The sequence below is a fragment of the Paenibacillus sp. GP183 genome (assembly GCF_900104695.1).
Classification (GTDB): domain Bacteria; phylum Bacillota; class Bacilli; order Paenibacillales; family NBRC-103111; genus Paenibacillus_AI.
In genome coordinates, this window is sequence record NZ_FNSW01000001.1 from 465,629 (window position 1) to 481,488 (window position 15,860).

Genomic DNA, 15,860 nt, shown 5'->3' on the forward strand with positions numbered 1-15,860 from the left:
TTCGTTTTATTGATAGGGCGAGAAAAAAAAGGAAACAGCGCTAACTGTGTACCAAGGTATTTTAGTGGACTCACTAAGTCTATAGCTATCAATCAAAGAAAACGCCAAGTCATTTATACGTTTACAAAAAAATATGGCTGTTAACAAGATGGATAAAAAAATAAATATGAAATGAACAATAGGGGCGAATCCGAAGTCCTTTTATAAATAGAGAAATGAGAGGAACATCAAATTGAAAAGAATGATCGAGTCCGTGATGCAACGAGCCACAATTATTATGGTCTGCATCGTACTTATCTTAGCTTGGGGTGCGGTTTCATTGATTTGAAGTGACCCTTGATCGGTCAAGGGTTACTTTTTTCCATTCACGTGTAAAATAAAACGAGAGGGGGCATAGCGTAATGGGGTTTTTAACAAACTGGCTGGAGCATTACGGATATTGGGTTCTCTTTTGTTCTTTCGTGCTGGAGATGCTTGCCCTGCCGCTTCCTGGCGAAGTTCTGATGAGCTATGCCGGGCTGCTTGTTTTCCAAGGAAAGCTTGGATGGTTGCTAAGCATTCTATCGGCGGGGATGGGCGCATCTATCGGGATGACGATATCGTATTGGATCGGGTTTCGGTTAGGACCCCTTTTCTTCGAAAAGTACGGTGTGCGCATTCATATGGGACCGGATAAGCTGGATAAAGTGTCACGCTGGTTTGAAAAGTACGGAAATAATATGCTGGTCATAGCTTACTTTATTCCTGGCGTCCGGCATATTACAGGGTACTTTTCGGGAACAACACGTATTTCGTTTCGCAAATTTGCGATTTTTGCATACACAGGGGCTTTCTTTTGGGTGAGCGTTTTTATTTCGCTAGGCAAAGTTCTAGGACCTAAATGGGAGCAATACCATCACACGATAAACCGATATATGATTATTGGCGGTATCATTGCAGCGGTTATTTTTATATTGGTTTATACGTACCGAAAATATAAGAATCAAATCAAAGATTGGATTGTCAGCAGTGTACAAAGAGGGGTACAGCGGTTTGAATCGACGGGCAAAGTCAGGTTCTTGCTACTCGCTGCTTTTGCCGTATTTGTATTGTTTATATCGCTAATCATCGGCTTGATCCAGGACTTCTTAGCAAAAGAGAACGCTCAATTTGATGAGGTCGCATCCTACATCATTCACCAAGTGTTTGATCCAAGTTGGACTTCTTCGATGAACTTTTTCGCTCTTCTTGGTTCCTATTACGTGTTTACCCCTGTTATTTTCGTAACAGCATTTTGGATCCTATTTAAGGGAAAAGACCGACTGCTTGAACTCAGTTGCTTTGCATTTGTAATCATCGGTGGGGAATTGCTGGATGAAGCACTTCGCTTGCTGTTTCATCGAGCGGGACCGATAGCCGTAGGTAATCAGTTCCCTTATACATTTCCCAGCGAACAAACCTTGCTGTCGCTTACGGTTTGTGGTTTCGCGGCGTATTTGTTCGTCCGACACTACGGAAACGTGAAAGTTCGCGTAGCAGCAACGCTGTTGGTTGTTATCCTCTGTTTATTTGTAGGAATCAGCCGAATATTCTTCAACGTTCAGTATCCGAGCGATGTCGCCGCTGGCTACGTATTTGGCGGAGCTTGGCTCAGTTTAAATGTGACTCTGTTAGAAGTTCTACGAATAATGCGGAAACAAGGATTGGGGACATAATTTCCGCTTTACGCTTCTACAGTAGGGGGGCTGACAATGTGTGGATGAAGAACTTTACCGATTAATTCGCGAGGCGAAGCAAGGAGAGAAAAAAGCTTTTGCCGAATTGATCAAACGGTATAAAGGTCACATTTACCGCCATGCCTATGGTGTGTTAGGTAATCGGATGGAAGCGGAAGATGTAGCGCAAGAAGCTTTTCTCAAAGCATATTATTCTCTGTCCCGTCTTGATAACGAGTATGCTTTTTCTGCTTGGATCTTCCGGATCGTTACGAATTTATGTAGGGATCGGTTAAAGAAACTGGGGAGAGAACGAACATTATCAACTGAATTGCTCCAACAAATGGCAACAAAACGAGTTGAGGACAATCATCTTCGGCTCACCATTGAAGAAGCGATGAAACAACTCACCCCTGATCATCGGGAAGTCATATTGCTTCACGATGTTCAAGGTTATCGATATGACGAGATGGCAGAAATTTTGACTATCCCTCTGGGTACAGTAAAATCCCGTTTGAACGCCGCTCGGCTTGCTTTGCGAAATGAAATGAAAAAAGGTGATGAGTAATGGCAAACCATCCTGACGATCTGTTATCCGCTTATATCGATAACGAGCTGAGTGCGAATGACCGGATGCGCATAGAGGAACATCTAGGCTCTTGTGATCAGTGCCAATCACTGTTGGACGAACTTCGGGAAATGCAGCTTCAGGTGATAAAAAACTATTTGGCGATTGATGCTCCATTTGATTTCGAACAGCGTGTACTTAAAACGATTGAAAATAAAACGGCGTCACCATCCCTAACCAAAGTATGGTTCGCACTGCCGGCAGCAGCAATCGTGTGTTTCATCGGAATAGGACTCGTTGTTGGAGCTTTATTTTTAAAATTATCGTCTTGGGTAATCAAAATTTTGGTGGCTTTGACTTACGTGTTATCCAGCGTTGTTACCTCATTACCTACATTACTGGCAGCCACGATTTTATTTTCAATTTTTGTTCTTGTTGTCGCAAGCTTTTCCTTGCGACGGCTGCTCAGAACAACGACCAATTAAAGGGGATGAACCGTTTGAGAATAGCAAAATATTCAGTCCTGATTTTTTTGCTTTCCTTTTTGTTTCTTTCCTCTTCCGCCATGGCAAAGAGTATTTTTGAACACCAAAACACCGTTATACCAGCCAATCAAACGGTGGATGATGTTGTTATCATTGGAGGGGATGCAGATATTTTAGGCACAGTTAACAGCTCCATTATTATCATTAATGGAAATGCCCACATTCATTCTTCAGCACATATCGATGGATTCGTTTTGATCATAGGCGGAACACTTGAGCAGGACACGGGGGCAGTCATTACAAACGACGTCATCAATATCTCTTTTGATGATGCCACAAAAAACAGCCTTTTGATTGGTGGAGGGCTTGTTCTTGGTATATGGGTCGTCCAGTTAGCTGGAAGCTTGATGATGCTTTTGGTCCCGATTTTGATGTTTGTGTTCGGTAAGAAGGGCACGGCTGACTTTGTTGAACAGTATCGGGAAGTTCCTCCAGGACGAATACTATATACCGGCTTTTTCAGCGGTTTAATACTCGCGGCGGTGACCATCCTGTTACTGCTTACTGTAATTGGGATTCCCTTGATCTTGCTCGTCGGCTTGATTGTGATTGTTTCGTTCGCTTTTGGATTAACGGCTCTCAGTCATTTCTTAGGTGAAAGATTTCAAGATGCATCAGGAAAAGCGGGATGGATCGTAGCGGCTATAGGGGCTTTTGTTCTCATGGCTTCGGTAAATATCCCATTCGTTGGTGGCATCATCCTGTTATTGATGCTACTGTTTTCTCTTGGCATTACCACCATATGGCTCGTTGAGAAGTTAAGGAGAAGGAGAAAAGTCTAAATGACCGGAGATGGGGGATGTGTGTGAATTCTAAGCCAAATGCAATGAATCCAGTAATTTTAATCAATTTACCGATCTATCCAATCAAATGATTGTCCCGATCTTGCCACTTTATTTAACTGCCGTTTTTCATGTGCAGGTTGGTGCGATCGGGCTGATTGAAGGGAATGCCGACTTATTTTGATAAAAGTTTAGGACATATTATTAGAGTTTAGGGTTAGCTCGAAAATGAAAGGAATCGTATAATGGACATTTCACAATTAGACTATCAATGGTTTCAAAAGATTAATCACCTTGCCGACGTCTATCCCTCTTTCAATCCTTTAATGGCTTTTTCAGCGGTGAATTTGGATTACCTATTCTACGTAGGGGTCGTGATCTATTGGTTCACTCGAACAGAATCGAATCGCCGGATGGTTTTTCATGCTTTACTGTCCGCTTCCCTGGCTTTAGGAGTCAATGGAGTAATAGGAGCCATTTATCATCGCGATCGCCCGTTTATTCATCATCATGTGATTCAATTAATCCAACATGAGGCATCTGCCTCTTTTCCAAGCAATCACGCGGCGGCATCTTTTGCGGTCGCAGCATCTATTTGGCTGTGGCGTAGAAAAGATGGTTGGATATGGTTCGTTATTGCCGCAGCCATTTCCTTTTCCCGTATTTGGTCTGGGGTTCATTATCCGAGTGATATCATAGGAGGGGAAATTTTGGGTATTCTCTGTTCGGTACTGATTGGCAAATGGATTGGTTCCTGGAATTGGTTTAAAAAGTTATCAGAATCCCTTATTCGTCTGTACGAAAATATCGAACACAGAGTGTGGAAACCTTAACAGGAAGCTATTCCGTAGAGATAACTTTTTTGTTTGACAAACAACGAAGGTAGAACAGTGACAGAGCAGAGCCGCTAGACAGCGATCTGCTTTTGTTTGATTGCTAAGATTTTATTGTACTAACGGAAAACGAGTTAAAATATCTATGAAGGTTGCATTATACAAAAAACAACTAAAACAGTTAGTGTTTTGATATTATAAAAATAAAAATGACTTTGGGGGATTTTGATGCCGACTTTATTAAAGATGCTTGTTTTGGTTTTATCGTTAGGGATAGATACATTATTGATTTCCACATCACTGGGTGTCATCAAAACCAAAGGAAAATGGAAAATTGCCATTGTCTTCGCCTGTGCCGAGGCAATTATGCCGCTAATTGGGCTTTTCATCGGAAAAGGGGTAGGGCAGCTTATCGGAAATTGGGCATCTCTAATAGGAGGGTTATTATTAATTGGAGTTGCAATCTGGCTGATATTTTTTGAAGATGAAGACGAAGAAGAGGAAAAACTGGAACGTAATTTAATCGGCTGGACACTTATCATGACCGCTGTAAGCATCTCTTTAGATGAACTAGCGGTTGGGTTCTCCATTGGACTTGTAGGCGTACCCGTGGCACTTACAATTTTTCTTATTGCACTCCAAGCTTTCTTTTTTACTTTTTTGGGATTGACTTTTGGTTCGAGATTCAAACCATATATGGGCGAATGGTCCGAGAAAATTGCCGGCACAGTATTAGGGTTGCTTGGCTTGTGGATTATTATCGAGTCATTATTCAAACTTTAATTTTTAAGAAAAACTTTTAAAATAGATTCGTCGATTTGAAAAGTTAATTTGTAATGAAAAGGGACTATATTTCAAAGGGGTGTTCAATTTTGGGTAATAATCGGTCTTTTCCAGCATTTGCAGCAGCAATCTTATTTTTTATCAGGTTTGTGTTCTTTTTTCTTCCTCAGTCAATTTCCAAAGGGGTTCAAGACGGAACAATGTTTGGTGCAATTCTAGCTGTAGCCGAGCATATGATTATGCTTCCGGTTATTGCAGCACTACCAGCACCACAGTGGAGTAAAGCGGCGGGTTATGGTTGGATTGTCATAGATATGGCAACAGATATTATGGCTCTAAATGGTGTTGATCCTGCCATCTATATTTCGTTACGCTATGGAGGACATATTTCAGCTGCCGTTTGGTTTGCAACAGCTTCCTGGACCTCTCGAGGCACTATTCGTATATTCGGATTGCTGACTGCGGTAAATCTTGGTGGTTATTCGTTCATCGCTCATTTTGCGCCGCCGGTTGTTTTAGCCCCATTATCGATTTGGATGATTGTTTGGTTAATTTTGATTGGGCAGCACATCGCAAGAAGGTTAGAAAGCAACAATAATATTAGTGTCTCTTCTTGAAAACAAACGTTAATTAACTGGAAACGGTAATGTGGTGTTTTGAAAAGATTTTGTTCAACTATCGGATACGATAGCATTCCTGTAGAGCGTTAATTTTAAGCTTTGCAAAAAAACGAGCGCCTCGGTACGATGGGAGTACGAAACGGGTCATAGCCCTTAAAATCCCATCATCCAGGAGGCGCTCTACTATGAAGTTTAAATCGCAAGCCAAACAAAATCAACTCATTGAAAAGATTACCACTCATCATTTGGTCGTCGGGATCGACATCGCGCAGCAACTGCATGTCGCACGTGCCGTAAACTTTCGCGGTATCGTGATCGGCAATCCCTTGTCATTTTCTAATGACGAGGAAGGTTTTCAGCAACTCCTGCAATGGATCCAGCGGTTGCAGACCGATCACAAATTAACTGCAGCAATCGTAGGTATGGAACCGACCGGACACTACTGGCTCAACATATCCAGATGGCTTGCAGAACGACAGTTTGAAGTTGTTTTGGTGAATCCGCATCTAGTGAAAAAGAATAAAGAAAACCGTGACAATACGCCCTCAAAAAGCGACAAAAAGGATGCGCTTGTCATCGCCGACATGGTGAAAAACGGGTATTACTCATTCACACGTAGCACACCTGAAGCGTTTGAAGAGCTCCGTGTTTTAGTCTCGAACCGGGACTTTGTGGTTAAGCGTATGGTAAGTGCGAAAAACCAAATTCATCGCTGGGTTGACGTTGTTTTTCCTGAGCTGCGTCAAGTTTTTAAGAAATTGATGTGTGCCGGTTCCTTAACCACACTTCGTCTCTTTCCTACACCGGAAGAGCTCAGCAAATTACAGCCAAAGGAATTGATTCAAGGATGGAAGTCACTTATGAAGCGGCACTGCGGTGAGCGAAAAGCTCGGGCCCTGATCTCGCTGGCTGGAAGCTCAGTCGGTTCCAAACAAGCTGCGCATGCCTACAAGCTTCACTTGAAGCAATTACTCGCAGAGTACGATCTTGCTTTGAGCCAGCTACAGGATGTCGAGCAAGAGATGGTTTCCGTATTAGAGCGCATTCCCTTCGCTAAGTTTATGCTTGCCATCAAAGGAGTTAGCGCCATTTCTGTAGCCGGTATTATTGGTGAGGCCGGAGATTTGAGTGGTTTTATACACGGTAATACCCTGCTGCGTCATGCCGGTCTCAATCTAGCGGAAGCAAGTTCAGGTAAATGGGTTGGACAAATGAAGATAAGCAAACGTGGACGATCTCGCCTTCGACGCTTCATATTCATGATGACCCTGAGTCTCGTGAGGAATAATCCAGAGTTTCGGTCAATTCATGCACACAATGTACACGTAAAGAAAATGAAAAAAATGAGGTCCATCATGAAGTTATGTGGTAAGTTGGCTCGAATCTTAGTCGGCATGGCACGTACTGGCCAAGCTTACATCCCACATAAAGCACTACCTCTAAAAGCTGCATAACTGTAATACCTGTTTCGTTGCACATCGATTGGCTTATTCGCAGGATTTCAAAGAAAGCACGGAGTACCGGGTATATTCCACCAAAGGGCAATGACCCGTAACGATAGCAAGACCGGCCTCCACCCCTTGGAAAGGCGTAACGAAGGAATGAAAGGGCTAAGACCCGTTGAGACATGGGAGTGATAGCCACCAGGGGCGGCGTGGAGAATGCGTGCAGTATATGGAAATATATGGGATATTAACTTCATCCTCTATTTCAGTGCGCCTTCATGTTGCCAGGGTCTATAACGGTGGCTCGATTCCTAACTTTCATTATTTTGACAAGGGTGAAATCCTGCGAATAAGCGAGCATGCGTGAGAAAATTGAATCGTACCGAGGGAGTGGAGGAACTTATTCAGGGGCTCATCATTTTGTACATATGTAGGAGGTCAAAAGAACGCCAACCGCTCGGCGTTCTTTTGACCGTGACATTACTTTAACTTAATAACCCATGATTGTACGTGTGATAATTACCAGAAGTATAAAAAGAATCAAGATAGCAATAAGAAAAATTATTTTATTAAAAGAACCTTCTTGGAAAGAAGAACGGACGCTCGAAAAATTCCTCGAATCGCTCAAATCTAGGCGACTCGAAACGCGGCTCGAAACGCTCAAAAAAGAAGGGCTCAAATCGTTCCTCAAATCGCTCGAATCGTGGTGACTCGAATCCGAATGGTGTAAAAGCCTTCGTTTGAACAGCTTTTGCCTTTTTAAGTTGTTTTTTTGGGGTTGCCTTCGTTTGAACAGCTTTTGCCTTTTTAAGTTGTTTTTTTTGGGTTGCCTTCGTTTGAACAGCTTTTGCCTTTTTAAGTTGTTTTTTTGGGGTTACCTTCGTTTGAACAGCTTTTGCTTTTTTAAGTTGTGTTTTTTGGGTTGCCATTAATTTCACCTCGCTTTTCTCAGGATTCCGGCAGTCCGGTAAAAGAGGGGAATTACCATCTTAACGAACGGCTGATAATTAATAACAGAATGAAGAGGACCAAGATCGCAGCGGTTGTTGTCACCTGATTCATCTTCTATCTCCTAGATGCAATACCCTAGCAGCTAGTTTATTATATTTAGATGGCATCTATTATGGTTGGACAAATGTCAGATTGAAAGACACATATTTTTGTTCAAGTGATGCACATTACGCGTTATATTCATATGTCAGGTTCTAAAATCACGCCTGTAAGAATACTCGCACAAAATAACAAAACCGACATATCAGGAAAAACAGAGAACGGCTCTTTCGCATGGATGCGAACAGAGCCGTTTTTTGTGCTAGAGATGGTTCACGGAAGCAGCAGACTGTGGATCTTAATTATATATTTTAAAGGGGTCGAGTTTTATTGTTCGACGGTAAAGTTTAAAGTGGTAAAATAGGGCTTTTCTGTTTGTTTAGAACGTTTTGGCAGGCTACCGCAGTAGTGGGCTCGGCATGTAACAAGTAAATAAAAAATGATATTAATACAAAACACCCACTTTTGTGTAAATGTCCATTTGTACATATGTCCCGTTCAGCTCCCATGAAAATAAAAAAGCTCGAAATCTTAAAAAAGAGCAAATTAAAGTAGACCAAGGAAAAACACTTTTTAAAAAAAGGCTGAGCCTCTGATTGATCCTTATGGAGTTGGGTGGTACTTAAGCAACTTTCTTCAAAAAATAAAGGTAAGGCTGGTGCAACCAGTCAAAAAGGATTAATCTCCCATAAGTGCTACCCATAATGGGCGCGACATTCTGTGATGCAGACGATTGCTATCGCGAATATAATGCTATGAAGTCAAAAGGGGTTAAATTTTTCGGTGAGCCGAAACAGGTACCTTGGGGGATTGAGGTTGTATTTGAAGATCTCTACGGAAATCGTCTGGATCTTCTGCAACATAATGGATTCTAACAAAAGTAGCCACTTACTAAAAACGGCATCATAAGGATTGACATACCGACCAGCTGAACGTGTAGACCCAAGTCACAAAAGAAAAGGACGGTTCGATATGCAGCTGTGTCAACTTATAGGTAGTTACAACAGTGATGAGCAGCCCTTTTATTGCAAGCCATTTCGCGCCGATTTTATCGAACACCCAACCGGTCACGGGAGACATAATCCCCATGAGTATGCCTCCAGGTAGAAACATCAACATCAATCCCGACTGAAGTGGCGTGAAGCCGCGGACGTATAAAACGATAACTATTTTTGATGTTACATATATTCTCGACGAAAAAAGCCAGGGAATTTTGCACCCTGGCTTTTGTTTTAACATAGAGTGCCAGACAAGGTTAAGGTTAGTTGTCCGTGGTACTTGTGGTAAAGTATTCCTGTCTACCAGAGGGCATACCACCAGAGGGCATACCACCAGAGGGCATACCACCAGAGGGCATACCACCAGAGGGCATACCACCAAAGGGCATACCACCAAAGGGCATACCACCAAAGGGCATACCACCAAATGGGCTACCATCAAAGGGCATACCACCAAAAGGCATACCACCGAAAGGCATACCACCAAAAGGCATACCACCAAAAGGCATACCACCAAAAGGCATACCACCAAAAGGCATACCACCAAAAGGCATACCACCAAAAGGCATACCACCAGAGGGCATACCACCAAAGGGCATACCACCAGAGGGCATACCACCAAAGGGCATACCACCAAGAGGCATACCTCCTCCAAAGCTTCTAAATGGTTGACTATTCATATATTCTCCTCCGTTCATAATATGGTCATTTGACTATGTATAGTATGATTTTTGTCATAATCCGTTCGTTGTTTGAAGTAAAATAGGCTTGATTTAGGTCTATAATAACTTACTTATTTTTGTAAATAATTATGAAACAAATCGGTTTTTGTGTCGCTGCGCACATTCAATTCATAATATGGAACATTAAAAACAGAGCCATGCAGTTCAGATTTCAGGCTCCGTATTTCTAATTAATTGGCTATGTTAAATTCTAATGTTGATATTTGACCATAAGAAAACCGCCTTGGTTGAAAAGGCGGTTTATTGAACTATCGTCTTCGTTAGTTTAATAATACTTCAATTAACTGGTTTGGTTCATTAAATAAAAATGTTGGGTTTAGTGGGGAAAGCCTTTCAAGTTTGCCTTCCCCCCAAAGAGCCGCAACGCTCGTCATGTTTGCGGCGTGTGTGGCTTGTATATCTGTCGGCTGGTCTCCAACATACAAACACTGATCTGGTTGTATATTAAGTTTTTCAGCTAATTGAAGTAAAGGAACAGGACTTGGTTTAAAATCAAGGCAATCTTCCTTAGCCAAAACTACCTCAAAGAAAGAAAACAGCCCAATGTTTCGTAATTCGGTCTCTGCATTTTGTTTTAATTTAGAAGTAACAATCCCAAGTTTAAACCCAGTTTCATGGAGGATTTTAAGCATTTCCCGAATACCAGGATATTCTTCAATTAGATGATTATATTTTCTATAATAGACTAATGTTTCTTCAATAATCTCTTCTTTTTCAGAAGATGATAAAAAAGGGAATACAATATCTAAAGCCTTAAACGGTTTTCCGAGTAAGAATTGTTTTTCAGTTTCATTCATTTCTCGATTTAATACTTTTTGAATCCCGTAATTATACGCTTCGGTACCCAGTCCCTCACTATCAATTAAGGTACCGTCCAAATCAAAAAAAACACCTTTAAATCTGCTCATCTCAACTCAGCTCCCTCTCTCATCTCAACTTTTCTCAAGCTATTCCCAATTATATCCTGACCCCTTATTTAAGAACAACTACTTTTATAGAATACTGCCAGTTAGCTTAGCAAAAATAAGCAGAAAGCCGAAGTTTGGTATTCGTATCGGTCACAGTAAACAGGCACGATTTGACCAACATATTTTTCTTATTCGATGCGGTATTCTCATACTCCTTGCTGTCTAAGTACCGAAACCAAGCTAAATAGTGCTGTAAATACTTCGTTGCAACACCATTAAAGCGATCCATCCATTTCTTTAAGCGGCTGTGGTAGCTGTTTACGTTTTGGATATGGTACACGCCTTTCACACGTTGTTTTCCGTCGGACTTGAAGCGGTAATGAGCCAAGCCTTTTGAATTTGCATAGGAACTGAATGCCCGCCACGAATCAGTGCATAGCACGTTTGAGTCGGATAAATGACCACCAATCGCCTCATCCAATTTCGTTGTCCGAATTCGCCCACGTCCAAGAACGCCAGAGTACGTCATTTTCTGACGATCACGAGCAACCAGTACGCACACTTGATCGTGGCTTATACCACGATATTTAGCTTTGCCGCCACGTTTACGTGGCTTGCGTTCGGTGATATTTCGCTTGCCTTTTTCCGAGTACAGAAAGTAAGTCTCATCCATCTCAACAATATCTTGAAATGCTTCGGTTGGAATCTGTTTTAGAGCAGAGAGAATCTTATGCCGCCAGTAAAACAAGGTGACATGGGTGACTTCATCGTTTAACTGCTCTGCACATTTTCTCAGAGAAAAGCCCTCAATCATGCATTCAATAAAACGAACCCAAATATGAGGTCTCCTCGTTCGTTGCAGAGGGGTGTTTGTAAGGTCATTGAACGTTTGGCGACAAGACTTACAACGGTAACGTTGACGTTTAACCTCCCAGTGCGTGTTTTTACAGTGTACTTTCCAAATCGCACGACAGAATAGTTTTTGCAATGCGGGCAAGCCCATCTTTATGTTTTCGCTCTTGAATCTCATCAATCGCTCGAACAGGAACCGCAACTCCTTTGGTTTGTGACTGCAAAAAGTGGATAAGCTCTCGCTTACCATTATCGTCTAGCGTATCAGCAAGCTTTTTCAGTTCCTTTAAATCCATGGGTAAACCATCTCCGAATAGTGATATTACCTTTAATATAGAACATTTGTTCGTAATTATCAAATATCAACAACAAAGTTTAACAAAGCCAATTAATTAAGACGTTACAAAAAGCCAAGTAACTACTGCTACACTATATGAGTTAAACGACATAGATACCTTAGACGAGCTAGACTAGAGTTCGGCGACATAAAAGCAGGCGGAAATAGAGTGAAAGATAGCTAACCCAATTTATTCCATTTACGGCACGCATTCTCAACACCGCCGCCCCTGGAGGTTTTCACTCCCATGTCTCAACGGAATAACATGCAGGGTATCTCGCCATTATCGAAAGGCAAAACCTTAAATTAATTTGTTTACCCCAATGAACAAACATTTATCAAAGTAAACACCAAATAATGCGAGAGACGATACAGTAATTAAAAGGGTGGAGAATTCAACAGGATATCGAAACTCATTCCATAATGTGTGGTGCGGCGTTGCCCTAATTAAGTATTCGAACATAATCAGATATGCGCATAAAAGATGCCAGTATAGTCTATCCTATTCTTTGTTGAAACAGCCAGACGTAAAAAAAGGAGGGGACAACATGGGGACAGCAGTTCAAAGCTGGCAGCAACAGTGCCAGGAGATCCAAAATGCTTGCTCCAATAACAACTGGAGTCAGGTGATCCAAGAGTGCAACGAGCTGATCCAATACGCGCAGCAGCAATCGGGTATTTCACCAGCAGCTGCACAAAACAATGCGCAGCAACAACAGCTACTCATTCAAGCGCATGCCCAGCAAGACTAATCGCAGCATTATCTAAACAATGGCATCCAAACATGCAATTAATCGGAAGGTGCCAAGCAAACTTAGGCAGGAGGGACTGGATGTCACGAGACCTTCGGGGATGCTGAGGCTGCAGTGAAGTTGGCTGTTGACGGATTTGGCGGCATAGACGTATTAGTTAACAATGCCAGAAGCTTCTATGGAGGTTACTTCGAGGTGCTGATCCAAGAGCAAATCCAATGTCAAATCACGACCAATCTCTAAGGTCCAATGAACGTCACCAGTGCCGTATTGCCTGTGATATGGGCTCATTCCGGTAGGAGGTTAGACTATGATTACTACTAATGCACGTGCTGTATTTAGTCCGGAAGGTCCGTTCAAACTGACCACGATAGAGCGCAGGGATCTTAAGCCGCATGATGTCCTTATTGAGATTAAATATGCGGGTATTTGCCACTCCGATATACATACCGCTCGCGGCGATTGGGGACCGGTAAACTATCCTCTCGTTCCAGGACACGAGATTGCTGGAATTGTCACTCAGGTTGGTTCGGAAGTCAAAAAATATGCCGTTGGTGACCGAGTTGGGGTGGGCTGCATGGTTGACTCCTGCGGGGAGTGCGTTAACTGCAAAAGAGGAGAGGAGCAATATTGCCTTAGTGGAAATACGGGCACCTATGCAGCTATCGACAGGTACGGGCAATATACGCAGGGCGGTTATTCCACACGCATCGTCGTAACGGAAGATTTCGTGGTTCGAATTCCTGATGGTATGGAGCTTGACGTCGCTGCGCCGCTTTTGTGTGCCGGCATAACAACGTACTCGCCGCTGCGCCATTGGGGAGCTGCCCCTGGTAAGAAAATAGCTGTTATTGGACTTGGCGGGCTTGGACACATGGCTGTGAAGCTCGCTCATACCATGGGGGCAGATGTTACGGTTTTATCACAAACATTAAAAAAGAAAGAAGACGGTTTGCAGCTTGGCGCGGACCATTATTATGCCACGAGCGATCCAGAGACGTTTAAGAAACTTGCAGGTTCGTTCGACCTCATCATAAATACTGTGAGCGCGAAGATCGATATTAATGCCTATCTTTCGTTACTGGCGCTGGACGGTACATTGGTCAACGTCGGTGCACCAGCGGAACCGTTGCCGGTTCAGGTATTCTCACTGATCCCTCATCGTCGCTCGTTTGCTGGATCCATGATTGGTGGAATTCGTGAAACGCAGGAAATGCTTGACTTCTGTGCTGAACATAAAATAGCTTCTGAGATCGAGGTTATTTCCGCCAAACAGATTGATGAAGCTTGGGAGCGGGTACTAGCTTCGGATGTCCGTTATCGATTTGTAATCGACATCAGCACGATGGAGAATGAATAACGAATAATCCTAGCTAAATAATACGGGGCACGCCTATACTGGTGTGCCTCTTCGATTAGCGCACTGTAACCGTTTAGGTAGATGAAATCGTGATATGTCCAACGTAACAAGTAATCTAAATGTAGTATGTTGTCATTAATCAAATGATTATCAATACAACAACTGTGATGCTGAAGTGTTTCATGTCGTTCGATAGTATCGATGAATTGATGAAACAACGTGATGATATAAAAGATAGAATTATGGAATTGAGAAAAGTGATCTTCATGTCTTCGTTTCTCTTGTTGATTTAACGAACGATGAGTATAAGCGTGAAAGATCATTTGCCCAGCAAAGCAGGTTAACTTATGGATGTACGATAGTTGGCGGAGAAATCAAAATTAGCCTAAACATCGATCAAAATGCCAAAGTTGGTGTCCTGATAGATGGAGCGGCTTACAGCGGCGCCAGGGGAGTAAATGGATGGCAGGAATATTCCTTGTTTTTGAATGTGGAACCGTTGAAGGATGGACCGCATAACATCACCATTTTTACGAGCCGACCAAATTCGGATAATCAAAGGATGATCAGCCGAGATATTCTTATCAATCGGAATGATTCTTTTAGTGATGTGCCTCAATCTCACTGGGCGCATGACGATATTGAACGATTGCACGGTTTCGGAATTATTGAGGGACGCACCGTAGGATCGTTTCAACCGGATCAGCTTGTAACTAGACAGGAATTTCTAAAGATGCTCGTAATGACTGCAAAATCGGAAGCTAAGCAGCAATCACTAATTTTCACAGACGTCCCTACTGAACCTTGGTCAAAGCCGTACATTGATCGCGGCTCATCCGCTGGACTGATCGATGGGGAATTCTCGTCCGGCAGGAGAATGTTTTATCCTAATCGAACGATTACCAGGCTTGAAGCTATTGCTATGATGGCTCGAACAGATCGTCTTAGTTCACTTCCCCAACCTCATGAGAGTATTCCAGGAATTGAAGATCGTTCAACCATTCAGCCTTGGGGAATTTCATTTGTTGAGAAGTTATTTTATTATCGCTGGATCCATGGATACGACGATCATACATTCCGTCCGGATGTACCGTTGACCCGCGCGGAAGCTGCAACACTGCTTACTTCTTTTACTCATGACTCCAACTTTCCGCAAAATGAGGGATTACTCGGCTACTTAAATTCCGTTCACAATGGATATATTAAATGAGAGAGCTAGTGGTAATAATCCGAGGGAACACACTTATTGAATTAAATGACGCGATGACAATGGATGAAGCTGAAGCCAAAGTGAAGAGTACCCGAAATGTGATTGATATTAAACCAGCTCAGCGGGAATCGCTTGAAAAATTGATTGCAACTAATATAGCTATATAGCTAACCCCACCAAGTTTGGTGGGGCTTATTTTTCTTTTTCATAAATCTTCCGCTGGCGTAACCGGGAGCCGCCGTTTGAACGTAACGGTAGCTTTCTTTTGTATGAAATTCAATATTGCTGCTTAGAGTGGTGTGGTGTGCCATTAGATTTATCCCTTACTAAGGAATTTACAATTTGCCTTCATGTATCGTTCTCCAGTGGTGCTTAACACA

The 15,860-nt window shown here is 42.5% G+C and carries 17 protein-coding genes and 2 pseudogenes; 14 read left to right on the forward strand and 5 right to left on the reverse strand.

Annotated elements, in window-relative coordinates:
- Window positions 1-401 precede the first annotated feature (401 nt).
- The 8 genes from BLV33_RS02320 (at window position 402) to BLV33_RS02355 (ending at window position 7,279) form a co-directional block, all read left to right on the forward strand.
- Window positions 402-1,694, forward strand: coding sequence for a bifunctional DedA family/phosphatase PAP2 family protein (locus BLV33_RS02320; RefSeq protein WP_090787903.1), 1,293 nt, complete (start codon window positions 402-404; stop codon window positions 1,692-1,694).
- Window positions 1,695-1,734: 40 nt separating this feature from the next.
- Window positions 1,735-2,262, forward strand: a complete 528-nt coding sequence (locus BLV33_RS02325) for an RNA polymerase sigma factor (protein ID WP_090787906.1) — start codon at window positions 1,735-1,737, stop codon at window positions 2,260-2,262.
- Window positions 2,262-2,747 carry an anti-sigma factor family protein gene (locus BLV33_RS02330; protein WP_090787909.1) on the forward strand — a complete coding sequence of 162 codons (486 nt, stop codon included), beginning with the start codon at window positions 2,262-2,264 and terminating at the stop codon, window positions 2,745-2,747. Before BLV33_RS02325 ends, BLV33_RS02330 begins: the two co-directional genes overlap by 1 nt.
- Window positions 2,748-2,761: 14 nt before the next feature.
- Entirely contained in the window at window positions 2,762-3,589 is an 828-nt protein-coding gene (locus BLV33_RS02335; protein ID WP_090787912.1) for a hypothetical protein, read from the forward strand.
- Window positions 3,590-3,834: 245 nt separating this feature from the next.
- Entirely contained in the window at window positions 3,835-4,422 is a 588-nt protein-coding gene (locus tag BLV33_RS02340; RefSeq protein WP_090787915.1) for an undecaprenyl-diphosphatase, read from the forward strand.
- A gap of 228 nt (window positions 4,423-4,650) precedes the next feature.
- Entirely contained in the window at window positions 4,651-5,205 is a 555-nt protein-coding gene (locus BLV33_RS02345) for a manganese efflux pump MntP (protein ID WP_090787919.1), read from the forward strand.
- A gap of 89 nt (window positions 5,206-5,294) precedes the next feature.
- Window positions 5,295-5,822, forward strand: a complete 528-nt coding sequence (locus BLV33_RS02350) for a hypothetical protein (protein ID WP_090787922.1) — start codon at window positions 5,295-5,297, stop codon at window positions 5,820-5,822.
- Between the two features lie 188 nt (window positions 5,823-6,010).
- Window positions 6,011-7,279: an IS110 family RNA-guided transposase gene (locus BLV33_RS02355; RefSeq protein ID WP_090787925.1), complete on the forward strand. Its 1,269-nt coding sequence runs from the start codon at window positions 6,011-6,013 to the stop codon at window positions 7,277-7,279.
- 560 nt (window positions 7,280-7,839) lie between these two features.
- Here BLV33_RS02355 and BLV33_RS02360 read toward each other — a convergent pair.
- The gene (locus BLV33_RS02360; protein ID WP_090787927.1) at window positions 7,840-8,199 is read right to left on the reverse strand and encodes a hypothetical protein; all 360 of its coding nucleotides are present in this window, start codon (window positions 8,197-8,199) and stop codon (window positions 7,840-7,842) included.
- A gap of 825 nt (window positions 8,200-9,024) precedes the next feature.
- Here BLV33_RS02360 and BLV33_RS30575 point away from each other — a divergent pair.
- The gene (locus BLV33_RS30575) at window positions 9,025-9,195 is read left to right on the forward strand and encodes a VOC family protein (RefSeq protein WP_366414701.1); all 171 of its coding nucleotides are present in this window, start codon (window positions 9,025-9,027) and stop codon (window positions 9,193-9,195) included.
- A gap of 23 nt (window positions 9,196-9,218) precedes the next feature.
- Here the strand turns inward: BLV33_RS30575 and BLV33_RS02370 are convergent.
- The 4 genes and pseudogenes from BLV33_RS02370 to BLV33_RS02385 all read right to left on the reverse strand — a co-directional run.
- Window positions 9,219-9,472: pseudogene (locus BLV33_RS02370) on the reverse strand (MFS transporter); the annotation flags it as partial.
- Window positions 9,473-9,581: 109 nt separating this feature from the next.
- Entirely contained in the window at window positions 9,582-9,998 is a 417-nt protein-coding gene (locus BLV33_RS29785) for a hypothetical protein (RefSeq protein ID WP_090787933.1), read from the reverse strand.
- A 323-nt stretch (window positions 9,999-10,321) separates the two neighbouring features.
- Window positions 10,322-10,969 carry an HAD family hydrolase gene (locus BLV33_RS02380; protein WP_090787936.1) on the reverse strand — a complete coding sequence of 216 codons (648 nt, stop codon included), beginning with the start codon at window positions 10,967-10,969 and terminating at the stop codon, window positions 10,322-10,324.
- Between the two features lie 106 nt (window positions 10,970-11,075).
- Window positions 11,076-12,054: pseudogene (locus BLV33_RS02385) on the reverse strand (IS1595 family transposase).
- 652 nt (window positions 12,055-12,706) lie between these two features.
- On the opposite strand from BLV33_RS02385, the gene BLV33_RS02390 reads away from it, so the two are divergent.
- From BLV33_RS02390 to BLV33_RS29140, 5 genes are all read left to right on the forward strand, one after another.
- Window positions 12,707-12,910: a hypothetical protein gene (locus BLV33_RS02390; RefSeq protein ID WP_090787939.1), complete on the forward strand. Its 204-nt coding sequence runs from the start codon at window positions 12,707-12,709 to the stop codon at window positions 12,908-12,910.
- Between the two features lie 114 nt (window positions 12,911-13,024).
- Entirely contained in the window at window positions 13,025-13,153 is a 129-nt protein-coding gene (locus BLV33_RS30380; protein ID WP_290439036.1) for a hypothetical protein, read from the forward strand.
- 67 nt (window positions 13,154-13,220) lie between these two features.
- Window positions 13,221-14,270 (forward strand): NAD(P)-dependent alcohol dehydrogenase, encoded by a 1,050-nt coding sequence (locus BLV33_RS02395; RefSeq protein WP_090787942.1) that lies wholly within the window; start codon window positions 13,221-13,223, stop codon window positions 14,268-14,270.
- 478 nt (window positions 14,271-14,748) lie between these two features.
- The gene (locus BLV33_RS02400; protein ID WP_090787944.1) at window positions 14,749-15,480 is read left to right on the forward strand and encodes an S-layer homology domain-containing protein; all 732 of its coding nucleotides are present in this window, start codon (window positions 14,749-14,751) and stop codon (window positions 15,478-15,480) included.
- Between the two features lie 8 nt (window positions 15,481-15,488).
- Window positions 15,489-15,647: a hypothetical protein gene (locus BLV33_RS29140; protein WP_171908981.1), complete on the forward strand. Its 159-nt coding sequence runs from the start codon at window positions 15,489-15,491 to the stop codon at window positions 15,645-15,647.
- Window positions 15,648-15,860 lie beyond the last annotated feature (213 nt).